General features: G+C 39.4%; 25 protein-coding genes. 3 read left to right on the top strand and 22 right to left on the bottom strand.

Annotation, left to right across the window (positions count from 1 at the left end):
- Window positions 1-88: 88 nt before the first annotated feature.
- The 5 genes from NXS00_RS20140 to NXS00_RS20120 form a co-directional block, all read right to left on the bottom strand.
- The gene (locus tag NXS00_RS20140; RefSeq protein WP_258101074.1) at window positions 89-1,009 is read right to left on the bottom strand and encodes a helix-turn-helix domain-containing protein; all 921 of its coding nucleotides are present in this window, start codon (window positions 1,007-1,009) and stop codon (window positions 89-91) included.
- A 65-nt stretch (window positions 1,010-1,074) separates the two neighbouring features.
- A complete protein-coding gene (locus tag NXS00_RS20135; RefSeq protein WP_258101073.1) occupies window positions 1,075-1,911 on the bottom strand; it encodes an SDR family NAD(P)-dependent oxidoreductase in 837 nt (278 codons plus the stop codon).
- Window positions 1,912-2,020: 109 nt separating this feature from the next.
- Entirely contained in the window at window positions 2,021-2,938 is a 918-nt protein-coding gene (locus NXS00_RS20130; protein WP_258101072.1) for a helix-turn-helix domain-containing protein, read from the bottom strand.
- Window positions 2,939-3,010: 72 nt separating this feature from the next.
- A complete protein-coding gene (locus NXS00_RS20125) occupies window positions 3,011-3,907 on the bottom strand; it encodes an SDR family oxidoreductase (RefSeq protein WP_258101071.1) in 897 nt (298 codons plus the stop codon).
- 164 nt (window positions 3,908-4,071) lie between these two features.
- The gene (locus NXS00_RS20120; RefSeq protein ID WP_258101070.1) at window positions 4,072-5,064 is read right to left on the bottom strand and encodes an alpha/beta hydrolase; all 993 of its coding nucleotides are present in this window, start codon (window positions 5,062-5,064) and stop codon (window positions 4,072-4,074) included.
- 161 nt (window positions 5,065-5,225) lie between these two features.
- Between NXS00_RS20120 and NXS00_RS20115 the strand changes: the two genes are divergently transcribed.
- On the top strand, window positions 5,226-6,194 hold the full coding sequence (locus NXS00_RS20115; RefSeq protein WP_258101069.1) for a hydrogen peroxide-inducible genes activator: 969 nt from the start codon (window positions 5,226-5,228) through the stop codon (window positions 6,192-6,194).
- A gap of 19 nt (window positions 6,195-6,213) precedes the next feature.
- On the opposite strand, the gene NXS00_RS20110 is transcribed toward NXS00_RS20115, so the two are convergent.
- The 3 genes from NXS00_RS20110 to NXS00_RS20100 form a co-directional block, all read right to left on the bottom strand.
- The gene (locus NXS00_RS20110) at window positions 6,214-6,435 is read right to left on the bottom strand and encodes a DUF4287 domain-containing protein (protein WP_258101068.1); all 222 of its coding nucleotides are present in this window, start codon (window positions 6,433-6,435) and stop codon (window positions 6,214-6,216) included.
- Window positions 6,436-6,536: 101 nt separating this feature from the next.
- Window positions 6,537-7,661: an AI-2E family transporter gene (locus tag NXS00_RS20105; protein ID WP_258101067.1), complete on the bottom strand. Its 1,125-nt coding sequence runs from the start codon at window positions 7,659-7,661 to the stop codon at window positions 6,537-6,539.
- An 84-nt stretch (window positions 7,662-7,745) separates the two neighbouring features.
- The gene (locus NXS00_RS20100) at window positions 7,746-8,153 is read right to left on the bottom strand and encodes a hypothetical protein (protein WP_258101066.1); all 408 of its coding nucleotides are present in this window, start codon (window positions 8,151-8,153) and stop codon (window positions 7,746-7,748) included.
- Window positions 8,154-8,404: 251 nt separating this feature from the next.
- Between NXS00_RS20100 and NXS00_RS20095 the strand changes: the two genes are divergently transcribed.
- Complete coding sequence (locus NXS00_RS20095) at window positions 8,405-8,779, top strand: BlaI/MecI/CopY family transcriptional regulator (protein WP_258101065.1); 375 nt, start codon at window positions 8,405-8,407, stop codon at window positions 8,777-8,779.
- Window positions 8,772-10,481, top strand: coding sequence for a M56 family metallopeptidase (locus NXS00_RS20090; protein WP_258101064.1), 1,710 nt, complete (start codon window positions 8,772-8,774; stop codon window positions 10,479-10,481). The genes NXS00_RS20095 and NXS00_RS20090 overlap by 8 nt, the downstream gene beginning before the upstream one ends.
- A 79-nt stretch (window positions 10,482-10,560) precedes the next feature.
- Here NXS00_RS20090 and rlmF read toward each other — a convergent pair whose 3' ends face one another.
- The 14 genes from rlmF to NXS00_RS20020 form a co-directional block, all read right to left on the bottom strand.
- Window positions 10,561-11,520 carry a 23S rRNA (adenine(1618)-N(6))-methyltransferase RlmF gene (gene rlmF / locus NXS00_RS20085; RefSeq protein WP_258101063.1) on the bottom strand — a complete coding sequence of 320 codons (960 nt, stop codon included), beginning with the start codon at window positions 11,518-11,520 and terminating at the stop codon, window positions 10,561-10,563.
- A gap of 249 nt (window positions 11,521-11,769) precedes the next feature.
- The gene (locus NXS00_RS20080; protein WP_258101062.1) at window positions 11,770-13,287 is read right to left on the bottom strand and encodes an OmpA family protein; all 1,518 of its coding nucleotides are present in this window, start codon (window positions 13,285-13,287) and stop codon (window positions 11,770-11,772) included.
- 263 nt (window positions 13,288-13,550) lie between these two features.
- A complete protein-coding gene (locus NXS00_RS20075; RefSeq protein ID WP_258101061.1) occupies window positions 13,551-14,363 on the bottom strand; it encodes a formylglycine-generating enzyme family protein in 813 nt (270 codons plus the stop codon).
- 46 nt (window positions 14,364-14,409) lie between these two features.
- On the bottom strand, window positions 14,410-16,398 hold the full coding sequence (locus tag NXS00_RS20070) for a serine hydrolase (protein ID WP_258101060.1): 1,989 nt from the start codon (window positions 16,396-16,398) through the stop codon (window positions 14,410-14,412).
- A gap of 349 nt (window positions 16,399-16,747) precedes the next feature.
- Complete coding sequence (locus tag NXS00_RS20065; RefSeq protein ID WP_258101059.1) at window positions 16,748-17,269, bottom strand: hypothetical protein; 522 nt, start codon at window positions 17,267-17,269, stop codon at window positions 16,748-16,750.
- Between the two features lie 245 nt (window positions 17,270-17,514).
- Window positions 17,515-17,946: an energy transducer TonB gene (locus NXS00_RS20060; protein WP_258101058.1), complete on the bottom strand. Its 432-nt coding sequence runs from the start codon at window positions 17,944-17,946 to the stop codon at window positions 17,515-17,517.
- 245 nt (window positions 17,947-18,191) lie between these two features.
- Window positions 18,192-19,016, bottom strand: a complete 825-nt coding sequence (locus tag NXS00_RS20055) for a hypothetical protein (protein ID WP_258101057.1) — start codon at window positions 19,014-19,016, stop codon at window positions 18,192-18,194.
- 258 nt (window positions 19,017-19,274) lie between these two features.
- Complete coding sequence (locus NXS00_RS20050) at window positions 19,275-20,042, bottom strand: hypothetical protein (protein WP_258101056.1); 768 nt, start codon at window positions 20,040-20,042, stop codon at window positions 19,275-19,277.
- A 277-nt stretch (window positions 20,043-20,319) separates the two neighbouring features.
- On the bottom strand, window positions 20,320-20,763 hold the full coding sequence (locus NXS00_RS20045; protein WP_258101055.1) for a hypothetical protein: 444 nt from the start codon (window positions 20,761-20,763) through the stop codon (window positions 20,320-20,322).
- 162 nt (window positions 20,764-20,925) lie between these two features.
- Window positions 20,926-22,092, bottom strand: coding sequence for a hypothetical protein (locus NXS00_RS20040; RefSeq protein ID WP_258101054.1), 1,167 nt, complete (start codon window positions 22,090-22,092; stop codon window positions 20,926-20,928).
- 263 nt (window positions 22,093-22,355) lie between these two features.
- A complete protein-coding gene (locus NXS00_RS20035; RefSeq protein ID WP_258101053.1) occupies window positions 22,356-22,943 on the bottom strand; it encodes a toll/interleukin-1 receptor domain-containing protein in 588 nt (195 codons plus the stop codon).
- Window positions 22,944-23,021: 78 nt separating this feature from the next.
- The gene (locus NXS00_RS20030; protein WP_258101052.1) at window positions 23,022-23,165 is read right to left on the bottom strand and encodes a tyrosine-type recombinase/integrase; all 144 of its coding nucleotides are present in this window, start codon (window positions 23,163-23,165) and stop codon (window positions 23,022-23,024) included.
- Window positions 23,098-23,733: a tyrosine-type recombinase/integrase gene (locus NXS00_RS20025; protein WP_258101051.1), complete on the bottom strand. Its 636-nt coding sequence runs from the start codon at window positions 23,731-23,733 to the stop codon at window positions 23,098-23,100. The genes NXS00_RS20030 and NXS00_RS20025 overlap by 68 nt, the downstream gene beginning before the upstream one ends.
- A 169-nt stretch (window positions 23,734-23,902) precedes the next feature.
- Complete coding sequence (locus NXS00_RS20020) at window positions 23,903-24,298, bottom strand: hypothetical protein (protein WP_258101050.1); 396 nt, start codon at window positions 24,296-24,298, stop codon at window positions 23,903-23,905.
- Between the last annotated feature and the right edge of the window lie 332 nt (window positions 24,299-24,630).

Genomic DNA, 24,630 nt, shown 5'->3' with positions numbered 1-24,630 from the left:
AACTGAAAAACCTTTTTTGGATAGTTATTAGTTGACTTATGTCAGGAGTAAATGAGTTAGTAAATCAGAAGAGTTCGTGTAATTTGATTTAGTTAAATGACCTTCTAAACTCCAATGGTGATAGGTCTGTTTTGGTTTTGAAAAACTTGCTGAACGACTGGGAATGCTCGAATCCAAGCTCAAAGGCCACTTGTGCAACGGATAGATTGGTAGTAGATAGCAATTCTTTGGCTTTTTCAATCAGCTTTAGATGTATGAGCTGTTGGGTGTTTTGGCCAGAGAGAGAACGCAACATGTCACTTAAGTAACTGGGGGAGAGGTTGAGTTGATCTGCCAAATACTGAACAGTAGGTAAACCGCCTCGAAGCGACTCACTGCTATTAAAATAGTGATCTAAGATTTCTTCTAGCTTTTGAAGTAAGTCATTATTTGCACTCTTTCGAGTAATGAATTGACGTTTATGGAAGCGTTTAGCGAAACTCAGCATCAACTCAATCTGGGATATTACCACTTCCTGACTGAAATCATCAATACGACTCTCCAATTCCGTCTCGATCATTCTGAAAATGGACAGGACCGTTTCTTTTTCTTGCTCTGAAAGGTGAAGTGTTTCGTTGGTGGCATAAGAGAAGAAGCCATACTGATGAATTTTCCTAGCCAAACTATGTCCCAGAAAAAAGTCAGGATGAATAAGTAATGTGTACATGGAGCAGTCAGTACCTTCTTCATAGTCACTAGCGCCAATAATCTGGAATGGTGCTGCAAACAGTAATCCTCCACCGTCAAAATCATAATACTGCTGACCATATTTCATCTTGCCGGCCAGAAGAGGCTTGTAGGAGATTTTGTAAAAGTGAAGCACATGAGAACCGGAAGGTGGATTGATCTCAGGATATCTAGTACCATTGATCAAACTGATCAACGGATGCTGAGGTTGTGGAAGTCCAAATTCACGATGTGCATCCGCAATGGATTTCATCTGAATATCTGCTGTTAACTCTTTCTTCATGAAGGCTATGTTAAAGTGACCAACCGATCAGAATAATCCTAATCGGTTGGTTTTGGTTCCATTTTTTATCCTTGGGCGGCAGCTGAAATAGTGTCCCATTCTTCCCACGTTTTCAAACGCTCTTCATAGGCAGCTTTAACACCTGGAAGATTATGAATTCCGAGATGGAAGCGTAAAGGTGGATTTTCTGCATCTACCACTTTGAATAAAGCTTCAGGCGTTGCCTCAGGATTGCCTCTTTCCAGGTTTCTGATATTCTCGATAAAGGCAGACTTATAATCTGAATATACTTCCATTCCAGCGGTAAACTTAAGTGATTCTGCACTGCCAAACTCTGTAGCATATGCTCCTGGCTCGATGATGGTAACCTTAATTCCGAATTGGGCTATTTCTGCCGCAAGGCTTTCATGAATTGATTCGAAAGCCCATTTGGAAGAACAATAGTATCCTATTACCGGGAAACTGATATGTCCCAGGTTGCTGGATGTTCCCAGAATGTGACCAAATCCTTGCTTTCTCAGTAGAGGAAGTGCCGCTTGAATAACTTCCAGCGGACCAAAGACGTTGGTTTCATACATGGCTCGTACATCATCCGTAGAAGCTTCCTCTATGGTGCCAACTAGAGAATACCCGGCATTATTTAGGACAATATCTAACTTGCCAAAATGGTTGAAGGCTTTTTCAAGTGCAGGTTTGATTTGTTCTTTTTTTGTAACGTCCAACTCCAGTGTTAGTACCTGATCACCATAGCGTTCCTTGAAGTCTGCAACGCTGGTGAGGTTTCGAGCTGTAGCTGCTACTTTATCTCCTCGTTTAAGTGCTGCTTCTGTCCAGACTCTTCCAAATCCACGGGAAGTCCCGGTTATAAACCAAACTTTAGCTGTTTTATTACTTGTTTCCATACTTGTTTCATTTTTGTTGATGAAGCAAAGTTGGAAGTCAGTCTCATGAGAAAAGTAGCCGAATTGCGGGACTTTGTAGTCAGATTAAGGAATTGATAGTAAGCCTTGATTAGTTAAACGATTTCCTGAATTCAAGCGGAGAAATATTGGTTTTAATCTTGAACAAACGACTAAAAGATTGCGGTTGCTCAAAGCCCAATTTGTAAGCGATTTCACTAACTGAGAGCTCTGTGGTGGTCAATTCTTCTTTTGCCTTTTCAATAAGCTTTTCATGTATAAGTTGTTGTGGACTTTGACCTGTAAGTGTCTTAAGTAACCTTCGTAGATAACTTGGAGATATGCCCAAATCCGCCGATAACTGTTGCACAGCAGGTAAACCATTTGAAGCTAGATTTTTACTCTGGACATACGATTCAAGAAGATTTTCAATTCGAACCAGTAATTCTCGATTTACTTTTTCACGGGTAATGAACTGACGTCCATAGAATCGATTTGAGTAATTCAGAATTGTTTCTAATTGTGAAATAATGATCGACTGGCTGAATGAATCAATGGATGTTAAATATTCCTCTCGCACATTGTTCATGAGTTGTTGAATTCTGGATTCTTCATCTTCAGAAAGAAACAGTGCCTCATTGGCGGAATAATGGAAAAAATCATATTGCTTTATTGCTGTTGCCAAAATTGTGTTCCATAGAAAATCTGGGTGAACTAATAGAAGCCAACCTTCTGGACCTTCATTGTTTTGATCAATTTGAATGGTTAATATTTGTCCCGGAGCAGTGAAAAACATTACTCCATTATTGAAATCATATTGATACTCTTGCTGGCCGTATTGATACTTATGATTCATCCCGCGCTTAATCGAAATCATATAGAAATCGAAAATCATGCTGTGTGTACCTGGAGCCAATCGATGGAATTGTTTTCCTAGTTCTATCACGCTAATTAGCGGATGTTTTGGAGAATTAAGTCCCCTTAAGGCATGAAATTCAGCAATGGTTTTTATTCGTTGAGGTGATGCCATATTCTTATAAGGTAATCAAATGCAGACTTAGAGGCTGCATTTGAATATAATTCCGTCTATACCGTAATGTATCTACTTTTGAAAATAAAAGCCGTTATCCAGATCTTCTAAAAGGGAAGGATGTGACGGTTTCCATCCAAGTGTCTTCTGGGTAGCTTCACTGGAGGTGAGGTTGTTAAACATTGCGAAATGAGTAAACCACGTAAAGTCAGCTTCTGCTTCTTCTGTAGTTACTGATTTTACTTCAACATCCAATCCTTTGGCGATTTTATCTGCGATGAGTCTAAACGGCACTCCCTGATCATCTACTGCATGAAAACGTGTGCCGGGTTCAGTAAGTTTCTCAAGAGCTAATCTAAAGACAATGGCAGCATCCATACGATTGACCGCTGGCCATTTATTGAGACCTTCGTTGATCATTGCAGATACACCTTTTTCTCTAGCCATATTCACCAATATAGGAATAAAGCCATGTGCATCACCAACACCATGTACAGAAGGAGGGAGGCGTACTGCGGCGACCTTTACTCCTTTGGAGGCCAGTGTGTCGACAGCCAGTTCGGTGGCTGTTCTCGGATTAGGCGAGCTTTGAACTCGATCTTTTTCTGTCAATATTCCATCTCTGGAAGCCACTGCAGTACCTGAGGTCACCAGGAAAGGTTTGTCTGTTCCAATTAATTGCTCCCCCATTGATTCTATGGCTGCCTTGTCAATCGCACAGACTTCAGCAAAGCGGGTAAAATCATGAATAAAACCAAGGTGGATTGTTCCATCAGAAGCGTTAGATCCTGCTTTCAAACTTTCTGTATCATTTAAGTCACCTCGATGTACTTCAGCTCCTGCTGCCTTCAACTTCTCTGCTGCTTCCTCATTGCGAGCGAGTCCCAAAACCTGATGTCCATGTTTTAGCAACTCCTGTACTACCGCTGATCCAATGAAACCAGTGGCACCTGTTACAAATACTTTCATAATGTCTTCGTTTTTGTTAGGACAAAATTCTCAAAGACCATCAAGCTACTTGTGACCAAAACGACCCATATTGTAACCAAATGAGTCATTAGTTAAGTAAGCCACGAAAAAACAAACAGCCACTAAAAGTGGCAGTTTGATGAAGTGTATTGAATTATGGATAATTATTGGAAAAGGTATTTCTTCAATTCAGCTCCAGCATGGTCGAGCATGGATTTGGTGGTTGGAAGCTCTGCCAGGAAGTTCAACAAGCCAAAATCGTGAATCATGCCATTGTATCGTACGGTGGTTACCTGTACTCCTGCCTCATCCAGTTTTCGTCCATAGGCTTCGGCTTCATCTCTAAGGATGTCATTTTCAGCAACTTGAATTAAGGTAGGAGGAAGACCTCTGAGTTGTTCAGTGCTAGCGTTTAAAGGAGATGCGTAAATGGTATTTTTCTCCTCAGGATTGGTGGTGTACTGATCCCACATCCAGCTCATTATGGAAGTAGTTAGGAATCTATCTTCACCGTAATTTTTATATGATTCTTGCGTGAAAGAAGCATCTGTAACAGGCCATAATAGTATTTGTGCTTTAATCATCGGACCATTTTTCTCCTTAGCTTTCAAAGCCGTTACAGTTGCCATATTGCCACCAACGCTGTTACCAACTACAGCTAATCTTGATCCATCTACATTGATCTTCTGACCATTTTCAGAAACCCATTTGGTGGTAGCATAAATTTCGTTAATCGCTGTTGGGTAATGTGCTTCAGGTGAAGGTGTGTAGTTTACAAATACGGCCACTGCTCCGGATCTCACTACCAGATCTCTGACTAGCCTTTTGTGAGTAGGAAAATCTCCTAAGATCCAGCCTCCACCGTGAATGAATATGAATACTGGTAAAGTTCCTTTGACACCAGCTGGGCGAACGATATTTAACTTGATGGAATGTCCATCTGCTTGAATGGTTTTTTCTGATTCTTCTATTCCAGAAAGATCTACCTCAACTGCATTTTGTGCTCCGATTAGAACCTGACGGGCATCCTCTTTTGAAAGGGTTTCTAGTGCTGGACCTCCAGAAGTGTTTAAAGCTTTGAGAAATTCTCTTGTTCCTTTGTCCAAATGTTGATCGGTCAGATAATTTTTGACTTGTGCTGTTACTAAGTTGCTCATGATACTAATGATTAAAAGTGTGATGAATGATTTCATGTTTTCTTCAATTATTTATGAGCAATTTTACGACGAGGGTCTTTTGAAAATTGATATATTTGATTAATGAAATTATATGATTATAAATATTATTTATAATAGTTAATCATGATATCAACTAGAATATGACTCTTCAGCAACTTCGATATATCGTTATTTTGGATCAGGAGCGACATTTTGCCAATGCTGCTGAAAGATGTTCTGTCTCACAGCCTGGATTGACTATCCAATTGAAGAAGCTGGAAGAAGAAATAGGATTGATGATTTTTGATCGATCCAAAGTGCCATTGAAACCCACACCTTTGGGGAAGGAAATTGTAGAATTGGCTAAGCGTGTATTGCATGACGTAGATAGCATCAAAGATTTTGTGGTGACACAGAAGAGTATGCTCACTGGTACCCTGACCATGGGGGTAGTTTCTACTCTTGCTCCTTATCTAATTCCAATTAGCTTAAAGGCTATGAGGCAGGCACTTCCGAAAGTGAAGTTGATTATTAGGGAAGCTACTACTGTAGAGCTGATGAATAAATTGGAGATAGGAGAGATTGATGTGGCACTGATGGCTACACCGACCGGAAACTCCAGGTTGAAAGAATATCCAGTATTTGATGAGCCTTTTGTAGCTTATTTGCCTGCCCTGCATGTGCAATCTCAACGACCCTTTTATACTTTGGATCCAGAAGATGTCAATAAGCTTTTGATCTTAGAAGATGAATATTGCTACAATTCTCAGTTGCTGAACATTTGCGAGCTCAAGACCAAATCCTCTTCAAATTTCTTGTTCGACATTAATTCCATTGAGACCTTGAAAAATATGGTGAAATCGAGTCATGGATTTGCCATCATTCCATGGCTTGCACAATACGGACAAAGTCCTTCAGATCAAGTGTTGAGTAAGCCGTTTGAAGGATCACAACCAGTACGAGAGATTAGTTTGGTGACTTCAGATACGTTTTCGAGAAAATTACTTTTAGAAAAACTAAGCAAAGCTATTTGGGAATCCTTGCCATCAGAATTAAAGAATCTGAAAGATTACCGTAAAATCCGATGGAATGATTCGCCCTATTGGGCAAAATCTTCAAAGCAGATTTGAACAAGATTAGTACCTTATATTAATCTGTTTTCTTCCCCTTAAGCAAAGCATAAATAGCCATAGCATGACCATGACCAAATTCGAATTCTGTTTTTAGCCAATCGGTGATTTGAGCAGCTTTTACTCCATCTGCAATTTTCCCATTATGAGTAAAACCTTTACTTTCTGCCATCTCCTTAAAATCCGAAGGAGTCTTGCCTGTTTTTGCCTGGATGTTATCTAAGTATGCTTGAAAGGACATAATTGTTCCACATTGAATTATATGACAAATTAAATCAAATCTTGATATTCCCATAGGGGGTGATGTAGAATCATCGATGGGGTTATTGCGAACATCAACGATTATTTACTGATTTTGCCTTTAAGCTTATCGATGAATTTGAAAGTGGATGTTTTGTCGTTTGATTGGTCTGCCATGAGCTCCGCAATTGGTTTGAGCTCTTCGTAGTTTTCACAAAAGACTTTGAAAATGGCCATGAAGGGAAGAAATAGGATCATTCCCGAAATACCCCAGAGCATGCCTCCAGCAATTAAGGAAATCAAGGCAGTCATTGCGTTGAGATTCAGATTTCCACCTACAATTTTAGGACTAAGGAAATTACCTTCTAAAGTTTGTACGAACCAGAATACGATAATCACTCCAAGAGGATACCAATAACTATCATACGTCATGAACGCATACAGCGTAGGTAGTAGTCCACCAAGGAAGGTGCCAATGTATGGGATGATCGCTAAAATGGCGGCAAGGAAACCGAAAAAGAAGGCGTAATCAATTCCTACAATCAATAAACCGATTGTATTTAGTGTGCCTAAAATCAGCATAAGTAAGCCCATGCCTGTTAAGTATTTTTGACCAACTTTTTGAGCCTGCTGAAGAGTGCTTCTAAACTGAGATCTGCTGTCTTGTGGTACTGTTTTCGTAAGTCCTTTGGTGAACGCTTTATGATATAACAAAATCAAAAAACTGTAGATGATGGTCAGAAAAGTGAAACTCAAAAGTGAACTCGTGAAGCTAATGGTGTTAGATACCATCGGCATTCCTTTTTTGTTGAGCGTTTCTAGTAGCTTTTCCTTGATCTCTTCTGACTTTAAGTCTGGAATGAATTGGACTTTCTTATTGACAAATTCCATCAGGTTGACATACAGGTCATGAAGTTTCTCCGTAAACGCTCCATAATTGCTGGCAATGTCAATGATTTGAGAAGAAAAGAAGAAAATCAATGCAGCAACAATAATCACCACACTTAGCATCGAGGTAATGATCGCCCATACAAGAGGAAATCCTTTTCTGGTCAAAAACCTGACAATAGGATACAAGGTTATGGCAATGAGTAAAGCGTAAGCCAATGGAATGAGAAGCTTACTAGCTATGGATAATATGAACACAAACGCAATGAGAGTTCCCAATGCGAAAAAAGTATTCTTGAAGGACAGGTTCATGGTTTTCATATCAGGATAGATAACCATGAACTGTTCACTAAGTTTGATTAGTGGATAAAAAACATGTTTGCTTTTTAGAAATGTCAGATGTTTCTAATATGGATAAGTACTTTAATTGGTCGCGGTAGAATGCTTTTTAGTCTTTGCTAAAAGAAATAAGCAAATGGAAAGCAGAATGGTAACAGGTGTAAATGCCACCTTTTCAAAGTCATTCTCTGACACAAGGTTGCCAAGTGTGTTGAGAATAAATAGTCCCATCATCACCCAGAGTAAAACTCTGCTCACTTTCGATGAAAGAACGGGTTTGATGAATTGTGCATGCATTAAAATGATCCACAGAAATGCCCCATTTAAGCTCAATGATATAGCTTCAAATGTGATCATGTCCTCATGACTGGATAAACGACTTCCCCACACTATATCGTATGGAATGACAGATGTCAGGATCAATACATGAAAGATGATGAGTAAGGAGAAAATTACAATTAGGATAAATTCAGCGATGCGTGAAAGAGTCATTTAGTTAAGTTTTTGATCCTTTTACCATACGACAATGGAAGATCTGTGTTACAAATGAGTGAGTTGATTTGATGTTTCTGAAGAAAGGGTTGTAATGGCTATATAGTTGATAGTCAGGTTTTAGTGTCTGTTTCGGAGGCATTTTATTAATGGTTTGAACTTAAAATTAAATTATAAAACTTAATAATAAGTTGATAAACTTAAAATTAAGTTATACTATTGTATAGCTGATTAATATAAACTCGAAAGCAATGATTACACTCACTAAGGCAGAAGAGAAGATCATGATGATTCTCTGGGATATTGAAAAAGGGTTTATCAAGGATATACAAGATCAATATCCCGACCCTAAACCTCCATACAATTCCATTTCAACGATTGTACGGGTGTTGGTGCAGAAGGAGATTGTAGGTTATACGGCTTACGGTAAATCTCATCAATACCATCCGTTGATTGAAAAGGAGGAGTATAGTAGCGGGCAGCTTTCACGGCTAGTGAAGGATTATTATGACAATTCACTGAAGCAGGTGGTGAGTTTCTTCTCAGAAAGTAAGAAACTGGATAAGAAGGAACTAGAAGAAGCTATCAGAATGCTTGAGGAACTAAAATCTCAAAAAGATGAGTAAAGTAATCCTATATCTATTGGAGGCCAGTGCTTCGCTGATTGTGTTGTATAGCATGTATCAGTTGGTGCTTAATAAGCTGACCTTTTTTAGTTTCAATCGCTTCTTTTTGATAGGTATTTTAGTGTTTTCGTTAGTGATTCCGCTTTTGAGTATTGACTTGTGGCCAACAGCCAATCCTGTCGTGGATCAACCAGTTGTCCAGCTAAGAGATATGCGATTGGCATATTACCAGGCATTTGAAGATTGGGATTTTGTAAGAGGTGGTACGGCTGAGTTGATTGGTTCCAGCCCTTCAGAAGCAAGTACTTCGGTTAATCTTAAAAAGATATGCTTAAGCACTATTTTGATCATTTACCTGGTAGGAGTAATCGTGCTGGTAAGTCGAACTCTTTGGACTTTTGTTTGGATCCGAAAACTTAAAAATGACCATCCATATGAGGTTATAGGAGGAGTCTTAGTGGTCAAAGTGAGATATCCAATTCCTCCATTCTCCTTTTGGAAGGCCGTTTTTGTTCATGAGGAATCACTTCAGGATGAGTCGTTTCAGCAGATTTTAGCGCATGAAAAAACACACATTAATCAGCATCATTCAATCGATTTAATTTTTGTTCAACTGATAGCCGCATTTCTCTGGTTCAATCCAGTGGTTTGGCGACTTATCAAATCTTTAAAAGCAACGCATGAATACATAGTAGATAAGCAAATGATTAACCAGGGTTATTCCTTAGTTGAGTATCAAACCTTGCTATTGAGACAATTGATCAGCAACAACTCATACGGGTTGGTACACAATTTCAATTTATCATTTATTAAAAAACGAATAACCATGATGAAATTAAAAGAATCTGGAATGGCCGGAAAGGCCAAAGTTGTAGCTGTTTTTGCAGCGGTGTTAGTATTTAGTTTGGTAGTTGTGCAGTGCAACTCCAAACTAGAAGAATCAGAAGTGTTGTTGGAGAGTCCTTCCCTCATGGCACCTCCACCGCCACCAATTGAATTGCCGCAGGTGGCAAATAGTGGTCAGTATAGGTTTGATCTGGACTTGTCTAATTCAATGACATTTGCCATTGATGATGATGTCATCAGAGTTAATGGGCAGGTTAGCAGTCTGGAAGATGCTCAGCGAGCCATTAATGAGCCTGGAATAAACGAAAGAACAATTATGGTTCTTTATGTTAATAAAAATCAGAAAATGGGACTGGTCAGAGACCTTCAGGATGTGTTTAGAAAGAATAATCGAAACAAAATTATATACAAAGGCATAGGTGGAGACGGTCAGGCCTTAGACATGGCGATAATGTTACCTCCGCATCCAGATAGTCCAGAGGGAGCTGACTGGCCAAAAATTGACGATGAATTCGCAAAGAGGACTGGGACTGAGATTTTGAAGGTTAAAGTCAGTGACAATTTAGGGATAGATAATACAAAGCTGGTTACTGATATGGTAAGCAAACATCTGGAAGCTGGTGATGCAAACTATGTGGTGTCATACAAGTCTGAAGATAGTGATAGCTATGGCGACTTCTTTTCTAATCTGTTTTATATCAATCAAGGATTTAATCAGATCTATGAAGAGAGGGCTCAGAAGCTTTATGATAAAAGCTTTTTTGAAATTGACAGAAAGGCACAGGGTGGCAATGAACAATATAATGCAGTTCGTGAAGGTATCCCAAGAGCCATTTCCATTGCGGAAAGAGATTAACCAGTAATGATTGACTAATAGACGTAAAGGCTCCATTTGGAGCCTTTACTTTATATTCTAGTTAAAGAAGAAATTCAATTTATTTCCATCTGTTCAGTTTCCATTGCTTCTGCTGTTCTTGAGTTAAGAACGTCCAGGTAACCAGGCGGCTGACTTTGTTTCCCTGTCCCATTTGGATGGACTGTACCTGCTCAGGTTTATACTTGCTAAGTGCCTGGTACACTGATTTGACATTGGAGTCTTTAGAGACCAGGGTAGAGTACCACAAGCATGATTTTGCAAACTTGCTACTCTGTCGGACATAGTTCTGGATGAATTGTACTTCTCCACCTTCACACCATAATTCGTTAGGCATCCCGGCAAAGTTGAGTTTTGGCTGCTTGATATTCTTACCAGTTAGGTTTCTTACCTTCCTGGTTGATGCCTCCATAGCTTCTTCTGCAGAGCTATGAAAAGGTGGGTTGCATATCACCACATCAAAGCGATCCTTTGGTTGCAATACGCCATACAGGGTGTCCGAAGGCTCTGGCTGGTGTCGTAACTCCACGCGTTCCTTGAGATGTGGATTTTCATCAATGATTTTCTGAGCTGATTCTATTGATTTGGAATCAATGTCTGATGCAACAAATGTCCAGTCATAGTCAGAAACACCAATGATCGGATAAATTAGACTTGCTCCTGTTCCGATATCCAGGCATTTGATATGCGAACCAGCGGCTAGTTTGCCAGAGTTGTCGCGAGAGAGCCACTGAGCAATGTGATGGATATAATCTGCTCGTCCAGGAATGGGAGGGGTCAGGTAGTTTTTAGGGATGTCCCAGTAGCCGATACCATATTGTGATTTAAGCAGTGCTGTATTGAGTGCTTTTACACTTTCTGCATTCGCAAAATCAATAGTGTCTTCACCTTTTGGGTTTTTACGCAAGTGATTGCTGAGCTCTGGATAAGCAGATGTTAGTGCATCAAAATCATAGGATCCCTGATGTTTGTTACGTTTATGTAATCCTGGTGCCTGCTTTTTTAGATCCTTCTTCTTCATTTCACTTGCTTCTAATGAGATGCAAAGTTATGAAGAGTATGGATATGGTAGAGATAAAGTTGATTGATGATGAATAATCTTTTGATCTCTGATAAAATGCACTAAAAAGCAGAAATGGCTTGATTTGACAATGGATATCGCTAGCCCACTCTGCTTAACCTTTCAAGTATTTTAAAAGTATCTGATTCAGATGTTCATTACCAACAATTAAGTAAGCCTATTAGGCTTAGCAACTGCTATCAGCCTTAGTTAAAGAGTTATTAAAATTTCAACACGTCGGTTACTTTCCGAATTAGCTATGTTTAGATCAATAGGATATTTATTTCCGACTCCTTTTGATTTAATTCGGTCCTTATCAATTCCATTTACCACGAGCCAATGGGCAACTTCATTTGCTCTTTGTTTAGACAGTTTAAGGTTATATTCATCATTACCTACATTATCCGTATGTCCTGTAATTTCAATTTTAGTTTCAGGAGATGCATGCATGTATTCAGCTAATCGACGAAGTTCATTGAAGGAATTTGGATTCAGTTGGTGGCTATCAAATTCGAATAGAATATTGCTCAGTGTTATTGTATCTCCAATAGTGAATTCGACTGGGGCATTTGTAGGTTCTGTTTCAACGAAGACATTTGAAGTTTCGCACCGGCATTCGGTGCTGTCGTTAGTTTCATATAACTCGATATCATCCAATAAGTAATATGCTGATTCATTAATGTTTAATGGACTTCTATATCTGAAGGAATGTGGCCTAATGTTTAAATTGTCGGTAGATGCAAATCTTCCAATCGTCAGATAGTGCTCACTTCCAGTAGCTATGAAGTTTGAACATAAAGTGCCCCAAGTATTTTCATAGAGCAGATCATCGGTAAAAGAGATGCTTGCCGAGTCTAACGATTTTGTGTTTTCAAAAGCGATAGCTTTTTCAGAAAATAAAACACCTAATTTGTTTATTGAAAAGCCTGAATTTATTGATAGCCGAACTCTGATTTTGAAACAATAAGTTTCACCTTTTTGTAGCGGCTTCAAAAGTTTTGTTTGTAAAGTTTCTGTATAGTCTGGCGATAAATAATATTGATTACTTCTTTCTCCCAAATAGAGCATTAATCCCACATATCCATCATTAGTTTGTTCTATTGATTGAAAATGGCGTGGTACACCTTCGACAGATCTAAAGGAGTTGTAATAGTCAGGTGTTGCTTTATCTGGAGAATACCAACCTGGAATTAGTGATTCTATCTGATCATATCCATTATTAGCAAGAAATATCGGCTTGAAATAATACCACTCAAAGCTAGAGTTTGAAATAAGTTGATTGGTCTTTTGGGATATGTTCATAATGACTGAATCAGCTGAAAATTCACTCTTAATCACTTTCCCAATCAGATTCAATCCCTCATAAATATCAACCTCTGAGTGAAACAATGAATCGTTTCTATACATCTCTGTTAGATAAAGAGCTCCATCCTGATTGTAATATTTCCAAATTCCTTCTTTTAAAATATCAGTTTGACAGTTGCTTATTTTTTTCGTGTAGTGTCGGATTTCTTTTAAGTTTCCATTTTGATAAAATGATCTCCATTCGCCAAACTTCTTTTTTTCATTGACAATTATTTGAGGATGGTTGGGATCGTTCGCTTGACATTCAATGTACTTGCCTTTGAATCGTGGTTGACCGTTTGAGTAGAAATCTTTTGCAGAATAAATGTTTGGGTTGCAATTCGATAGCAAAATGGTCAAGGTAAAATAAGCAAAATATTTCATGGAGTCTTTGCTGATATCGACCAGCTATCGCGCGTATGTCCGCAAATGGTGATTACACTAAAATAGTGAAATCTTTCGTGTCCGGCAACGGGAAGCTCATAACGCCTGCCTGCCGGCTAGGCAAGTTCTCAAAATCAAAAACTCACGCAAGCTGAAGCTTCCAAAAAGCACAAAACTATCTCGGTGGCAGACTCACGGGCGAGTTTAAATACAATTTGTGGAAAGGACATAAGCACATGCCTTATACATATCCTTAGCTGTTGTTATTTCTTTGAGTTTGTTGCTACCCTGAATCCTAAATCATCAATTTTAAAAGAAAAGGGATGACTTCTTCTTCGAGTTGTCGCCATGACGCTTCTTTCTTGATCGCACCAGCCACCACCACGAAACACGCGATAAGAGCCGTAAACTGTTTCATCGTATATATCGGAGCACCATTCCCAAACATTCCCTAGCATGTCATGAAGTCCCCATTCGTTAGGTTTCTTTTGTCCAACTTCCTGAGTCTGATTGTTAGAGTTGTGTTTAAACCAGGCAACTTCTTCAACATCTCCATGCCTAATGTTTTTAGTTCCAGCTTGGCAAGCATGTTGCCATTCTGCTTCTGTCGGGAGTCTAAATCCATTTGCTAGTAAATTCATTGTTACTTTCTCTGAATCTAAATCAACCTCATAACATTTATCCTTATCTGTTAATTCGGATAGGGTATTACAGAACTTCACAGCCTCTATCCAAGAAACTGTTTCTACTGGTAATCGGTCACCTTTGAATGTTGAAGGACTTTCATCCGTTACTGCTTTATAAATTTCTTGAGTTGTTGGGAATTTGCAGAGTTCAAATGAATCTACATCAATGCACCAAGCTTCATTTGTTCGGTCATCCCTCATTTTGACCGATCCTTTCGGAATGGTAACAAGCAAATTGCTTAATGATGCTATATCAAATTCTGAGTTTATCATATTCAATGTCACAAAAACAGCTAATGACCAACTAAAATAAGTATGCCTGCCTGTCGGCAGACAGGCGTCCAAGTTGCTAGGAGCTGTAAAGAAATTCAGTTCGTAATGTCCTTTCAAATCGCTCTGTTCGCAAATTCATTTTAGTGTGTGTTACCACAAGTTTTTATTCCGATTCAACTAGTTTTTCCAACTGCATCATATCCTCAAAAAAATTATCTTGAGTATCGGAGACTATTGGAGAGTTAGCTAGCAGCGCAATGACAATTTCCTGATCTGGAAATATAACCAATATGGAACCGGAAGAAGGTAATTCTCCTGTATGAAACCAAATTCTTTTGTTATTAATATTTTCTTCTACATACCACCCTAATCCGTATCCCACCGTTCGCCTATCAGAAGTCATTTGGTCTTGAAAAATGAGGCTTTTCGTTTCTTGACCCAGGAAATAATCTTGGGTAATTGCCAGTCCGAATTTAGTCAGATCATCACTTGTAGAAAGTAATCCTCCCGTAGAGTAGGAGTAGCTTAAGTCGTAAGGAGTTGCCTCCTCACCGTTCAGGTAATAAAATTTACTCTTATGAGCTATCACACTGTCTGCTACATCCCCATACGTGGCGTGCATCCCGAGGAGATCCCAAATGTTTTGCTTCATATAACTCAAGTAAGGTTGTTGAGTAATGTTTTCAATAGCAGCACCTAAAAGTATATAACCATAGGATGAGTATAAGAACTTCGTATCTGGATTCACTTGCAACGAGTCATTTTTAAAAATGGATAAGGCATCGTTTAAATTGCTGTAGTGCTGTTGGATAAAGATCTCGTCCCAGCTTTTTCCATAATAATGTCGGATACCACTTAAATGACTGGCCACTTGCCTTACAGTAATGGGGTATTGTTTTTCGGGGAATGTGGGTACATAAGTCTGAATGGATGTGTCCAGGTCTAACAGGCCTTGAGCATGTAACTGCATAATGGCTGCAGACGTCATGGTTTTTGAGATACTGGCAATACGAAATTGTGTCTGTCGGTCTACAAGGATATTAGCGGCTTTATCTGCGTAACCATAGCCTTGAGAAAAAACGATGGTGTCTGTTTTACCTATCGATAATTGAAAACCTGGTGTGTTGTATTTATTCTGAAAGTCTGTAGCCCATTTATCGATTTTGCAAGCCAATGCATCACACGGTGATTTCTTAGTTTCAGATTCTCCTGTAGATGGGTAATTTGATAATGTCACTTTTGCCGAAAGGATACCGGAAGATGTTTTCCATTCACCAAAACTATTGGAGCGATAATAACACTTGAACTGCTCACGGTCTTTCTTTGTTTTGCTTACCCCAAACACTGTTCCGGCAACTACCGTGCTTACGCGGGGGATGGTTACCTTCTCATGGTTGATAATTACCGTGTCGTATGAAACCCTGTCAGGATACATTTTCATGTATTGCTCATATTTAGAGGTCACATATTCCCGATCGTCCTTATCCATGATCCATTCAAATACCAGAAAAAATTTATCTTCCTTGACGATTTGGGTATCCTTTATCTCGAAATCCAACCATCCCTTTTTGATGTCTGATGTCACTAGTGCCTGGTGTGTAAGTATGTCTACTCCTGGCTTTTTGGTTTGACTGTTTACCGACATGATGCGCATCCTTACCTTAAATTCAGGGGATAAATTTTTTGCAATATATAAGGATGCCTCATTCAGAAATGTCAGGTTTTTATCATCGGATTTATCGATTAGCAATGCCATGGCACTGCCAGCCGAGAGAGTGTCATAGTGAAGTTGCCCGGATAATAATAAGCTCTTACCATTTCCCAGTGTAACTGATTTCTTTTTTTCATATTTGGCGACTATTTCTACTTCGCTTAACTCCAGCACATTTTCGTTGAGTGAAATCACTAGGTTATTTGAAGGGTTGGGGATCGAAGAAACGGGAAATGATTTTCTGATGTATCCTACAGAGGAAAAAAGCAGGTCCTGATCGGAATACTTTAGAGGTATCTTGATGGAAAATGAGCCATCTTCATTAGAAATTGTTCCAACTTCAGTGTTTGCAATTCCAATGTTGACGTATGGAATAGGCTGTTTGGTTTGATTATTTATAACGCTCCCTGAAATCAATGTTTGGCATTGCCCAATTGCCATTTGGCAATATAAAGCGAATAGAAGTATGAATTTTGTCAATGGTATATGTGGTATCGCCCAGATATGGCGTTTGACTGCCGGCATAGGCAGACTGAGGCTCTGGACTTATTTAAGTTCTGATAAAGGTAGTTTATCTGTCGCGCCTGGCCAAGGGGTGCTTTCAAAGCCTGCCTCGCCGGCATGGCGGGTATCAAAGAGGCACTGCGTTAAGAAAGAGAAAAATCCTGCGAGCTGAACTCACAAAAAGCCTTAACAATATCACGGCAGCAGATGAGCGGAGAAGGCAAGGAGAGAAGCCAACTAGCAGCACGTTGCACATGCATTTCATACATAATGTTATGTATCTTAATTATTCACCTGTGTGTATCCAGATGTAGTTCGTTCCGTCCCAAGTTATTAGGTTATAAGAACTCTCACTTGATGAAACCTGAATTGCAACGTTCGAGAGAGCTACTGTTTCACTTCCTTCAATGTCAAAATCCGCAGTGAATGTTGTTCGTTCAGCCGTCTTCTCTCGATAAACTTTCCAAACCTCCATCCAGTGGAAATTGTCCATATCGTTGAAAGTTCTTCCGGCTCCAAGAATGTAATATGTTCGGTCTTCACCATGTTGGATTAGAATTCCTTGCTTGTTCGTAGATGGTTCGGATATACAAATGGCTACATCCAATTTACCCTGTCCGTTGAAATCTGCTTCTAGGTAAAATGGGTTCAAGTCTTCTTTAATGTTGAATGTTAATTCAGATGAAGTTGCGCTGTTCTTAAAAGAGTTCGGAAGTTGTTCGAGTATTTCGAAGGAAGCGTCCAGGGATTGAGCGTTCAAGTTTGCCCAAAATAAGAGAGTTCCGATAAATGTTAATACAAAGCGCATATGATACATAACGACCAGCTATCGGGCGTATGTCCGCAACTGGTGAATAGCACTAAAGTAGTGAAATCTGCCGAAGCTCACAACGGTTCCAAATGGCACTGCGTTCCAAAAGTCAAAATCTCCTGCGAGCAGAAGATGATAGAAAGCACTGCCGTTTCTCAGCGGCAGATTCACGGTCGAGTTGCACTAAAACTAGACAGAAAGCACTGAGACATATGCCCCGATCAGCGTCTGTTAGGCACCTGTTATTTTAGTCCGTCAAAAGCTATTGGCAGAATCATTTTCGTTCGTACTGGTGTTCCCATTTGTTCACCGGGTTTCCAGTTAGGCATTAGACCAATTATGCGCTTTGCTTCTTCATCGCAGGAAGGATGAAGTCCTCTCATGATTTCGATGTTCGTAATACTTCCATCCACTTCTACAACGAAAGCAATGAAAACTTTCCCGACTATCGTTTCCCGTCCAACTTGCCAATTGTTGTTTCGTTCAATGAATGTCCGTAATGAATCCTGCCCCCCAGGAAATACTGGCATAGTCTCCACTGGGTCAATTATTTCAACAAATGCTTCGGTCGTATCGGTTGGGATTGAGTCAATAACAATTCTTAGACTGTCAGTTTGAGCGTTCAGTTGCAGTGAGAAGATTAATAGGGTTAATATTTTTAAGAGTTGTCTCATGCTCAGTGGCGGAATGGTGCCTAACGCCAAGCTAGCAGGAGTGCGCCCCGAGCTTGGCAAGTTCGGATAAAACTAATGAATCTGCCGGTGCTTCCAAAGTTTGTAGAAAGCAGTGCCTTCTGAAGTGAAAAACTCCCGCAAGCTGAAGACAGTAGAAAGCACCACACTTTCCCAGCGGCTGATTCATGGTGATGTTCGCACTGAAGATTGTAAATTGGCAGTTGGCGCATTCGTGCTAGCGATTGTTAAGTGTATTTTATCGTTGAGGGATGAAATTGGTTAACCTCTGAAGTTAGTTTTTCGACTGTTTTCTTTGTTGATGTAGGAATGTCATCCCACAAATTCATGTAGTTCGATAAAGCGAAACAAATCACTCTGATACCATCGTAGAGGTCATATAAAATGGATTCTTTTTGCTTTTCTTCATATGCGCGGTGAACAAGATAAAAAGTCAAGTCCCCAAAGTGTTCAAATTTTGAGAACTGAGAATACAAGTCGAAGGATCTTCTCAACAGGTCATATTCTGTTGAAAGTGGATTAGAGATTTCCGAGAACATCTTGAAAGTCAAGGTATAAGGAGAGGTTCGAATAGGTTTAAGCTTAGGTTTCCCATCAACCTTGAAGTACTGTTTTTTAGATTCCTTTATCAGTCGGATGTTGTCATCCACTTCCTTGTCGCTCCAACCATATGCTTTACGTGCCGCTTTATTGAGGGAATCAATCATATTATCAACATGATCAAAATAAATACGAGGAATTAGTTCAGCTCGCTCTTCATCTGTTTTACCTCTTTTTATGACATATTCTGCTAAAATTATATCTGAAATAGCTGATCTGAGAAGAATAAAAAGTGATGAATTGTAGTTGCTCTTAAGTTCAAAATTCCTCACAAAAATGTTGGAGGCTTCAAGAGTTGAAACCGTTTTGTGTATCAGAGTGTAAAAGAATCTTTTCGGTTCGACAACATAGTCCTCAAGTTCGATGATTTTCAAAACAACGTTGTTGAGGTAGTTCGTTGTGAAATTTAGAATAGTAGATGAAAATTTCTTAAAGTATTCTTCTTCGTTCAAGATTCTGAGTGAGTTTGAATGGGTGCCTAATTACACTTAACCTAGCTATCCGCCGTGTGTCTGGAGCTAGTAGATGGCACTAAAGTAGCGGAAGTGCACCACAACCACTACGGTAACTATAAAAAATGCGTTCCACAAGTAAAAGTCCAGAACCACAGGCGTTTGTAAAAGTGATGAAGTTTCAGAAGGTGCACTTCCGTGGGCAAGTACCGAAGACGCTGGCAAAGAGGCAGTTTGGCACATAACCGATAGTGTCTGTTACCCACCATATTCTTTCCAGATGCGTTTGAATTTTCGGTTGGAAAGTTGGATAACTATTACTCCGTTCACAGCTCTGGCTCCATATAGCATTGTTGCCTGTTCTCTAGTTATGTATTCAATAGCAGTTGCCTCAACGAACAGAAATGATTTCAAAATTTCATAGTGTTCAGCTACATGCCCGTTCACAACCAGCAATGGCTTTGGATTTACCTCTCTGTTGTCACGAATTCTTATTTCTGAAGTTGTAGCAGCGGCATTCTGGTTTATTTTTTTGTAGACAGTTGAATCGACAGGAGTTGGCTCATACTCCAAAACATCAAAGACCAACGAGTCCACAAATTTGAAAAGCTTCTGTTCTTCCAAATCATCAAATCTAAGAACAGTTAGTTGCTTAATGTCGAATGGATAGCGTTCAACTCTGCTTTCGGTCAATTCGATCACTTTGAGCTGGTCAAAAAGTTGTCCTTTTCTTTTGAGTTGAATCACTTGTCCAAAGTCTCTTTTCTTTATTATAAGTTTTTCTTTATCTGTTGACCAACGTTCTCGACCTGGTTCGGTGCATAAGTAAGTCTCGATGAACTTGAAACTACTCTTCTCAGTTCGCCATTTAATGATGTCACAAGTTTCGATATTCATCCAGCGGTTGATGTCCAGATGAAATTCAATAGAATCCGCCTTGTAGTAGAGACTATCTTTATTGTTTGTCTGCCAATCGCCTTCTAAGTCTGTTCGCTTTATTTGTGCGTTCAGATTCAGAGTTGACACTAAGCAGGCAAAGGTTAGTATATAGAATAGCTGTTTCTTCACGATGGTGGGTAACGCCTAACTATCGGTTTGTGTGCCCACAGTTGGCAAGTACAGCTAAAATAGCGGAAGTGCACCACACGCACTACGGTAACTATAAAAAACTGCGTTCCACAAGTAAAAAGCCAGAAGCACAGAAGCTTCTAAAAGCGATAAAGTTTCAGAAGGTGCACTTCCGTGGGCAAGTCCCGATGAAGTCAGCAAGGAGGCACTTTGGCACATAACCGATCAGCGCCTGTTATGTTCTTTTTGGATTTTGCTTGCTCTTTTCCTCCTGTTCACGAATGTTGTTGAGAAATTCCCTCATCTTATCCAACAAGGCAAGTTGTTTATGTCCACAATGCGAAATGTGTTCATCTCGATACCAAATGTATTGTTTGTCGACAAACATGCTATTTTGTTCCTGCTCCCTTAGCTCTTCGTATTCACGATTAAACTCCTTGATGTTCTCCTTCAGATGTTCGCAAAATTTGGAAATGAACTCTTTGTTGTCACGAAACCTGATGACAGTGTTGTCTAGAAAAAGTAGATGTTCCTCCTTCTGATTTTGAAGGTTAATCATTTTATGAATTTCAGTGAATTGAATTCCGCTTCCTTTAATCTGTGTCTTGAATTTTAGCTTGAGAATTCCGCTGAGAATCTCATATATTTTTTCCGTGTTGCGTTCGTCAAAGTAAGACATAGTTTTAGAAGTTCATAAGAATAAGACTAGAGGCACCAATGGAACATAACAATTAGCTAAGCACAGTCGGCTTAGCCTTTCAAATATCTCAAATGTATCTGATCTCATTGCCCTTTGCAAACAACTTAGTAAGCCGATTGGGATTAGCGCCTGTTATGAGGCTTACTGTATGAAGTGTCCACAAAAATCTCTTAGGGTAATATCTTTCCTGTTTTCTTTGCCAAGTTTACCAGCGATTCTTTTTAAAGCCCAAGATACAGGCACAGTAGCGGTAGGCAATAGAGTTGCAATTAAAGAATTGGTGACTTCATAGGTCAACATACTGCCTCCAATAGCTAATCCACCTGGAATGAGTAAATCTGTAATTACTTTGTTCGAATTAGTCTTTTCGTTTAGTTTACTAACTATTGGCTTCAATCTTTCATCGGTATTATACTTAAATTCTTTTTGGAATTCTGCATTAGAGCTAATTTGAGACCTACCTAATGTTTCATTGATTATTGAGGAGTATTCTGAACGCCACTCGTTAAATGCATTTTCATTTTTTCGTAGACTAATAATATCATCAATCGTTGGATTTTGTATTCCGGGTATTTCATATGAGAAAGAAGCTTCAGCAATTAACGACTGGCGACTGGTGGACTTAAGATGCTTATCTAGTCTTAATTCTTCAGTCATAATGTTCTTTACATCTCGGTTAGATGAAATAGGCATTACATCAAGAATCTCTATTAAATGACCCCAGTTTAATACCTCTTCACGAATTAAGTTAAGTGGGTTTTCATGATAGCTTTTATCTTTTGGTGTATTCCCCAAGATTTCATTTAGTTCCAAACGTGCTCTAGTTTGAACGACCGAAGAAAGTGTAAGAAATGTTTCCGGAAAAATTTCAATTGCACCTTGAGTTATCGGCTTTTTAAATCCTAAAAGGAATTCTAGCGCTTTTTGAAATGAGTCCCTGAATTGGTCAAGTTGCTTATAACCTAACCTTAGTTCACCGGTTAATTGGGCATACATTATAGTCGGGGCTAGAAAGTCGCTCAATGGATCCGGAACCATTATCTTGTCAAAGTATAATAGCAGTGCTTTATAACTATTAGAAAGTTTCTGAAAGTCGCTACGGTCAGAGGGAGGTATTATACAGTATTGATAACTCTTATTATTTAATTCGGTGGAGATGTCTTCTGGGTCATTTGTCGTGTAAGGCTCAACTAGGTCATGAACAAAATGTAAAATATGTTCCTCAGGAGCCTTTGATAATCTTCGAATTGATTCCAATGTGAAATCATCTCCCATATAATTTTGGAAGCAAGTAATTGTATTTTTCATCTACTTATGCCTCATAACACTAAGCTAGCAGGAGTGCGCCCTGAGCTTAGCAAGTTCCGATAAAACTAATGAATCTGCCGGTGCTCACAAAGCTTGTGGAATGCACTGCGTTTAGAAAGGTGAAAAAATCCTGCCAGTAGAGATGGTAGAATGCATAGCCATTTCCAAGTGGCTGATTCATGGCCTACGCGGTGCGGTGAAGTTCGCACTCAAGTATGTGAAATGGCCGTTGGCGCATTCGTGCTAGCGACTGTTACCTACCGTTACCTTTCGTCTTCTTCGTCCGAGGAGTTAGATAGGGATTCAATCAATTTAATTCCTCCATAAAGAGCAAGACCAGTGGTGATTGTTTGGAAAAACACTTTACCTGCAGCTTCTTGCTTGATTTTTTGAACAATGGCGTAAGCGTTCGATAGTAAGCTGTGAATCAAAAATCCGTTAGATTGTAGGCTCTCGGGTTTGCCGTTCAAAGTTATATACTGAGTTATGTTAGGAAGGAAGTTACCTACATGAGTTCCTTCTTGTACAAATACAACAACAGGTTTCTTCGCCATGTACGCCATTCCAGCTTCTACATGAACCATTTCTGAAAGACCATAAGTTTGTTCACCTGTTTTCAAGTCTCGTTGAATATATCTGGGAGTTGCCACAATTACGACAAAGTCGGCTTTTGGAATGTTCGCCCGCATATGTTCGGCCGTGTTCACAGGTGATGCTGAAAACCGTCCAACTGTCCCAAAGGGATTTATTCTGTGTCTCCTAAGAATTTGTTCGATGTAGTTAATAAATGGTCTGTCCTCGGTTCGGAGGCTACAGCTAAGAAAAACATTGGCTAAATATTCCTGGTTCATTCGTTTCGCAGTGAGTATGGTAGGTTACATCTGGCTAACAAGTACCATATACGTTATCCGATATTCAAATATACCCTTTCAATCCATCAAATCAAGCGGACTCTTGATCTCTTCCAGGTTCTTTGTGGATACATGGGCATATATTTCGGTTGTCTTAGGATTGGTATGACCTAGCAGTGTCTGTATATATCTTAGGTTCGTACCAATTTCTAATAAATGCACGGTCCGCCGCTGCGGTCGCAAAAGAGTGTCGCAACGTATGTGGCACAACCTTTTTTCGGATTCCTGCCTTGCTAACAGCCCTATACAACACTTTGCGCACACTTCCCGCAGTATACATGCTTTGATTTGGCCCTTCAAAAAGGTATTCCTTAGGTCTGTATTCCTTAAAATAAGCCCTCAAAACCACTAGAAGTTTTGGTGAAAGCACAGTAATCCTGTCTTTCACGCCCTTTCCTTCTCGTACCCAGATTCGCATTCCATGAAAATTAATATCTCTGATTCTAAGTTGAATCAACTCCCCAACCCTCAACCCAGCAGAATAAATGGTCATCAATATTGCCCGGTGCTTCAGATTATCTACATGGTCAAAAATGGATTTTACCTCGTCCAGACTTAGAACTTGCGGTAGCTGCTGGATTTTTTTAGGTCTCTCCAGTTCTATATAGGCACGATCATGACCTAGCACTTTCTCTAGGTAAAATTTTAGTGCATTGATACTTTGGTTTTGATAGGACCGTGAAATGTTTTTGGTTTTGATCAAATGAACATGGTACTGCTGAAACTGCAATTGGTCCAATTGATGCAAAGGAGTGGGATATGCAAACTTCAAAAACTCCCGAAACCTGCCTTAACTAATTGAATAACAGCTTACAGTCAACAATAAGTACCTATTTAAATGGATAATATGTGCTACTAAAAAGAACGAAGATGAAGTCTTAACATTAGTCAGGTGCTATTTAAACCTCCTGACTCTTCAACGGATGTCTGAATAGAATCAATCCATGAAGTATTCCAAAGACCAAATAGATCAATGCTATAATGGTAATTGCCATGGGTAATTCCGTGTTGGAGAGTGTTTCTTTGATTAGCGCCAGTCCTCCAATCATGAAGTGAGCAAAATTTGCTAGTGCGATAGGTTTATTGTAAATACCACCTATGAGACTATGCTTGACCATCCAGTTCAGCATAGCTAAGGATACATACAATGCACCAAGAAGTTGCAGGATAAGAAGAAGAGCAGGCGATAGTGCGATAGTTAAATTCACAAGAATCCAATCAGGAGCAAAGGTGAAAGCAACTCCAATTGTACCAAGAAGAATGGCATTTGCGGATAGGATAAGTTTTGTATTCATAGAGCTTTGTTGATATGTTTTGCTCTTTGGACTCGGGTTAGCGTTATTTATTACACTTTCATTGGAGAATTTTATTTTGAAATAAAAAAGGGGCTGTCTCAAAAAGTGTCATTTCGACTTTGGAGAAATCCATCTTAAAATTTAACATATTGACAATCAAATGAGTAAGATTTCTCGTTACCTCGAAATGACAAATGAAAGTAGCTTTTGAGACAGCTTCTTCTTATTATTCGTATCGAAGATTATTGGCCGGGTTCATCCGCGCTATCTTATTGGTCTGCAAGTAGATCGCCACAAAGCCAATCAGTGAAAGCGAGATTATTCCCAAAATG

The sequence above is a fragment of the Marinoscillum pacificum genome (assembly GCF_024714495.1).
GTDB lineage: Bacteria > Bacteroidota > Bacteroidia > Cytophagales > Cyclobacteriaceae > Marinoscillum > Marinoscillum pacificum.
This window is presented reverse-complemented; position numbering and strand designations above follow the sequence as displayed.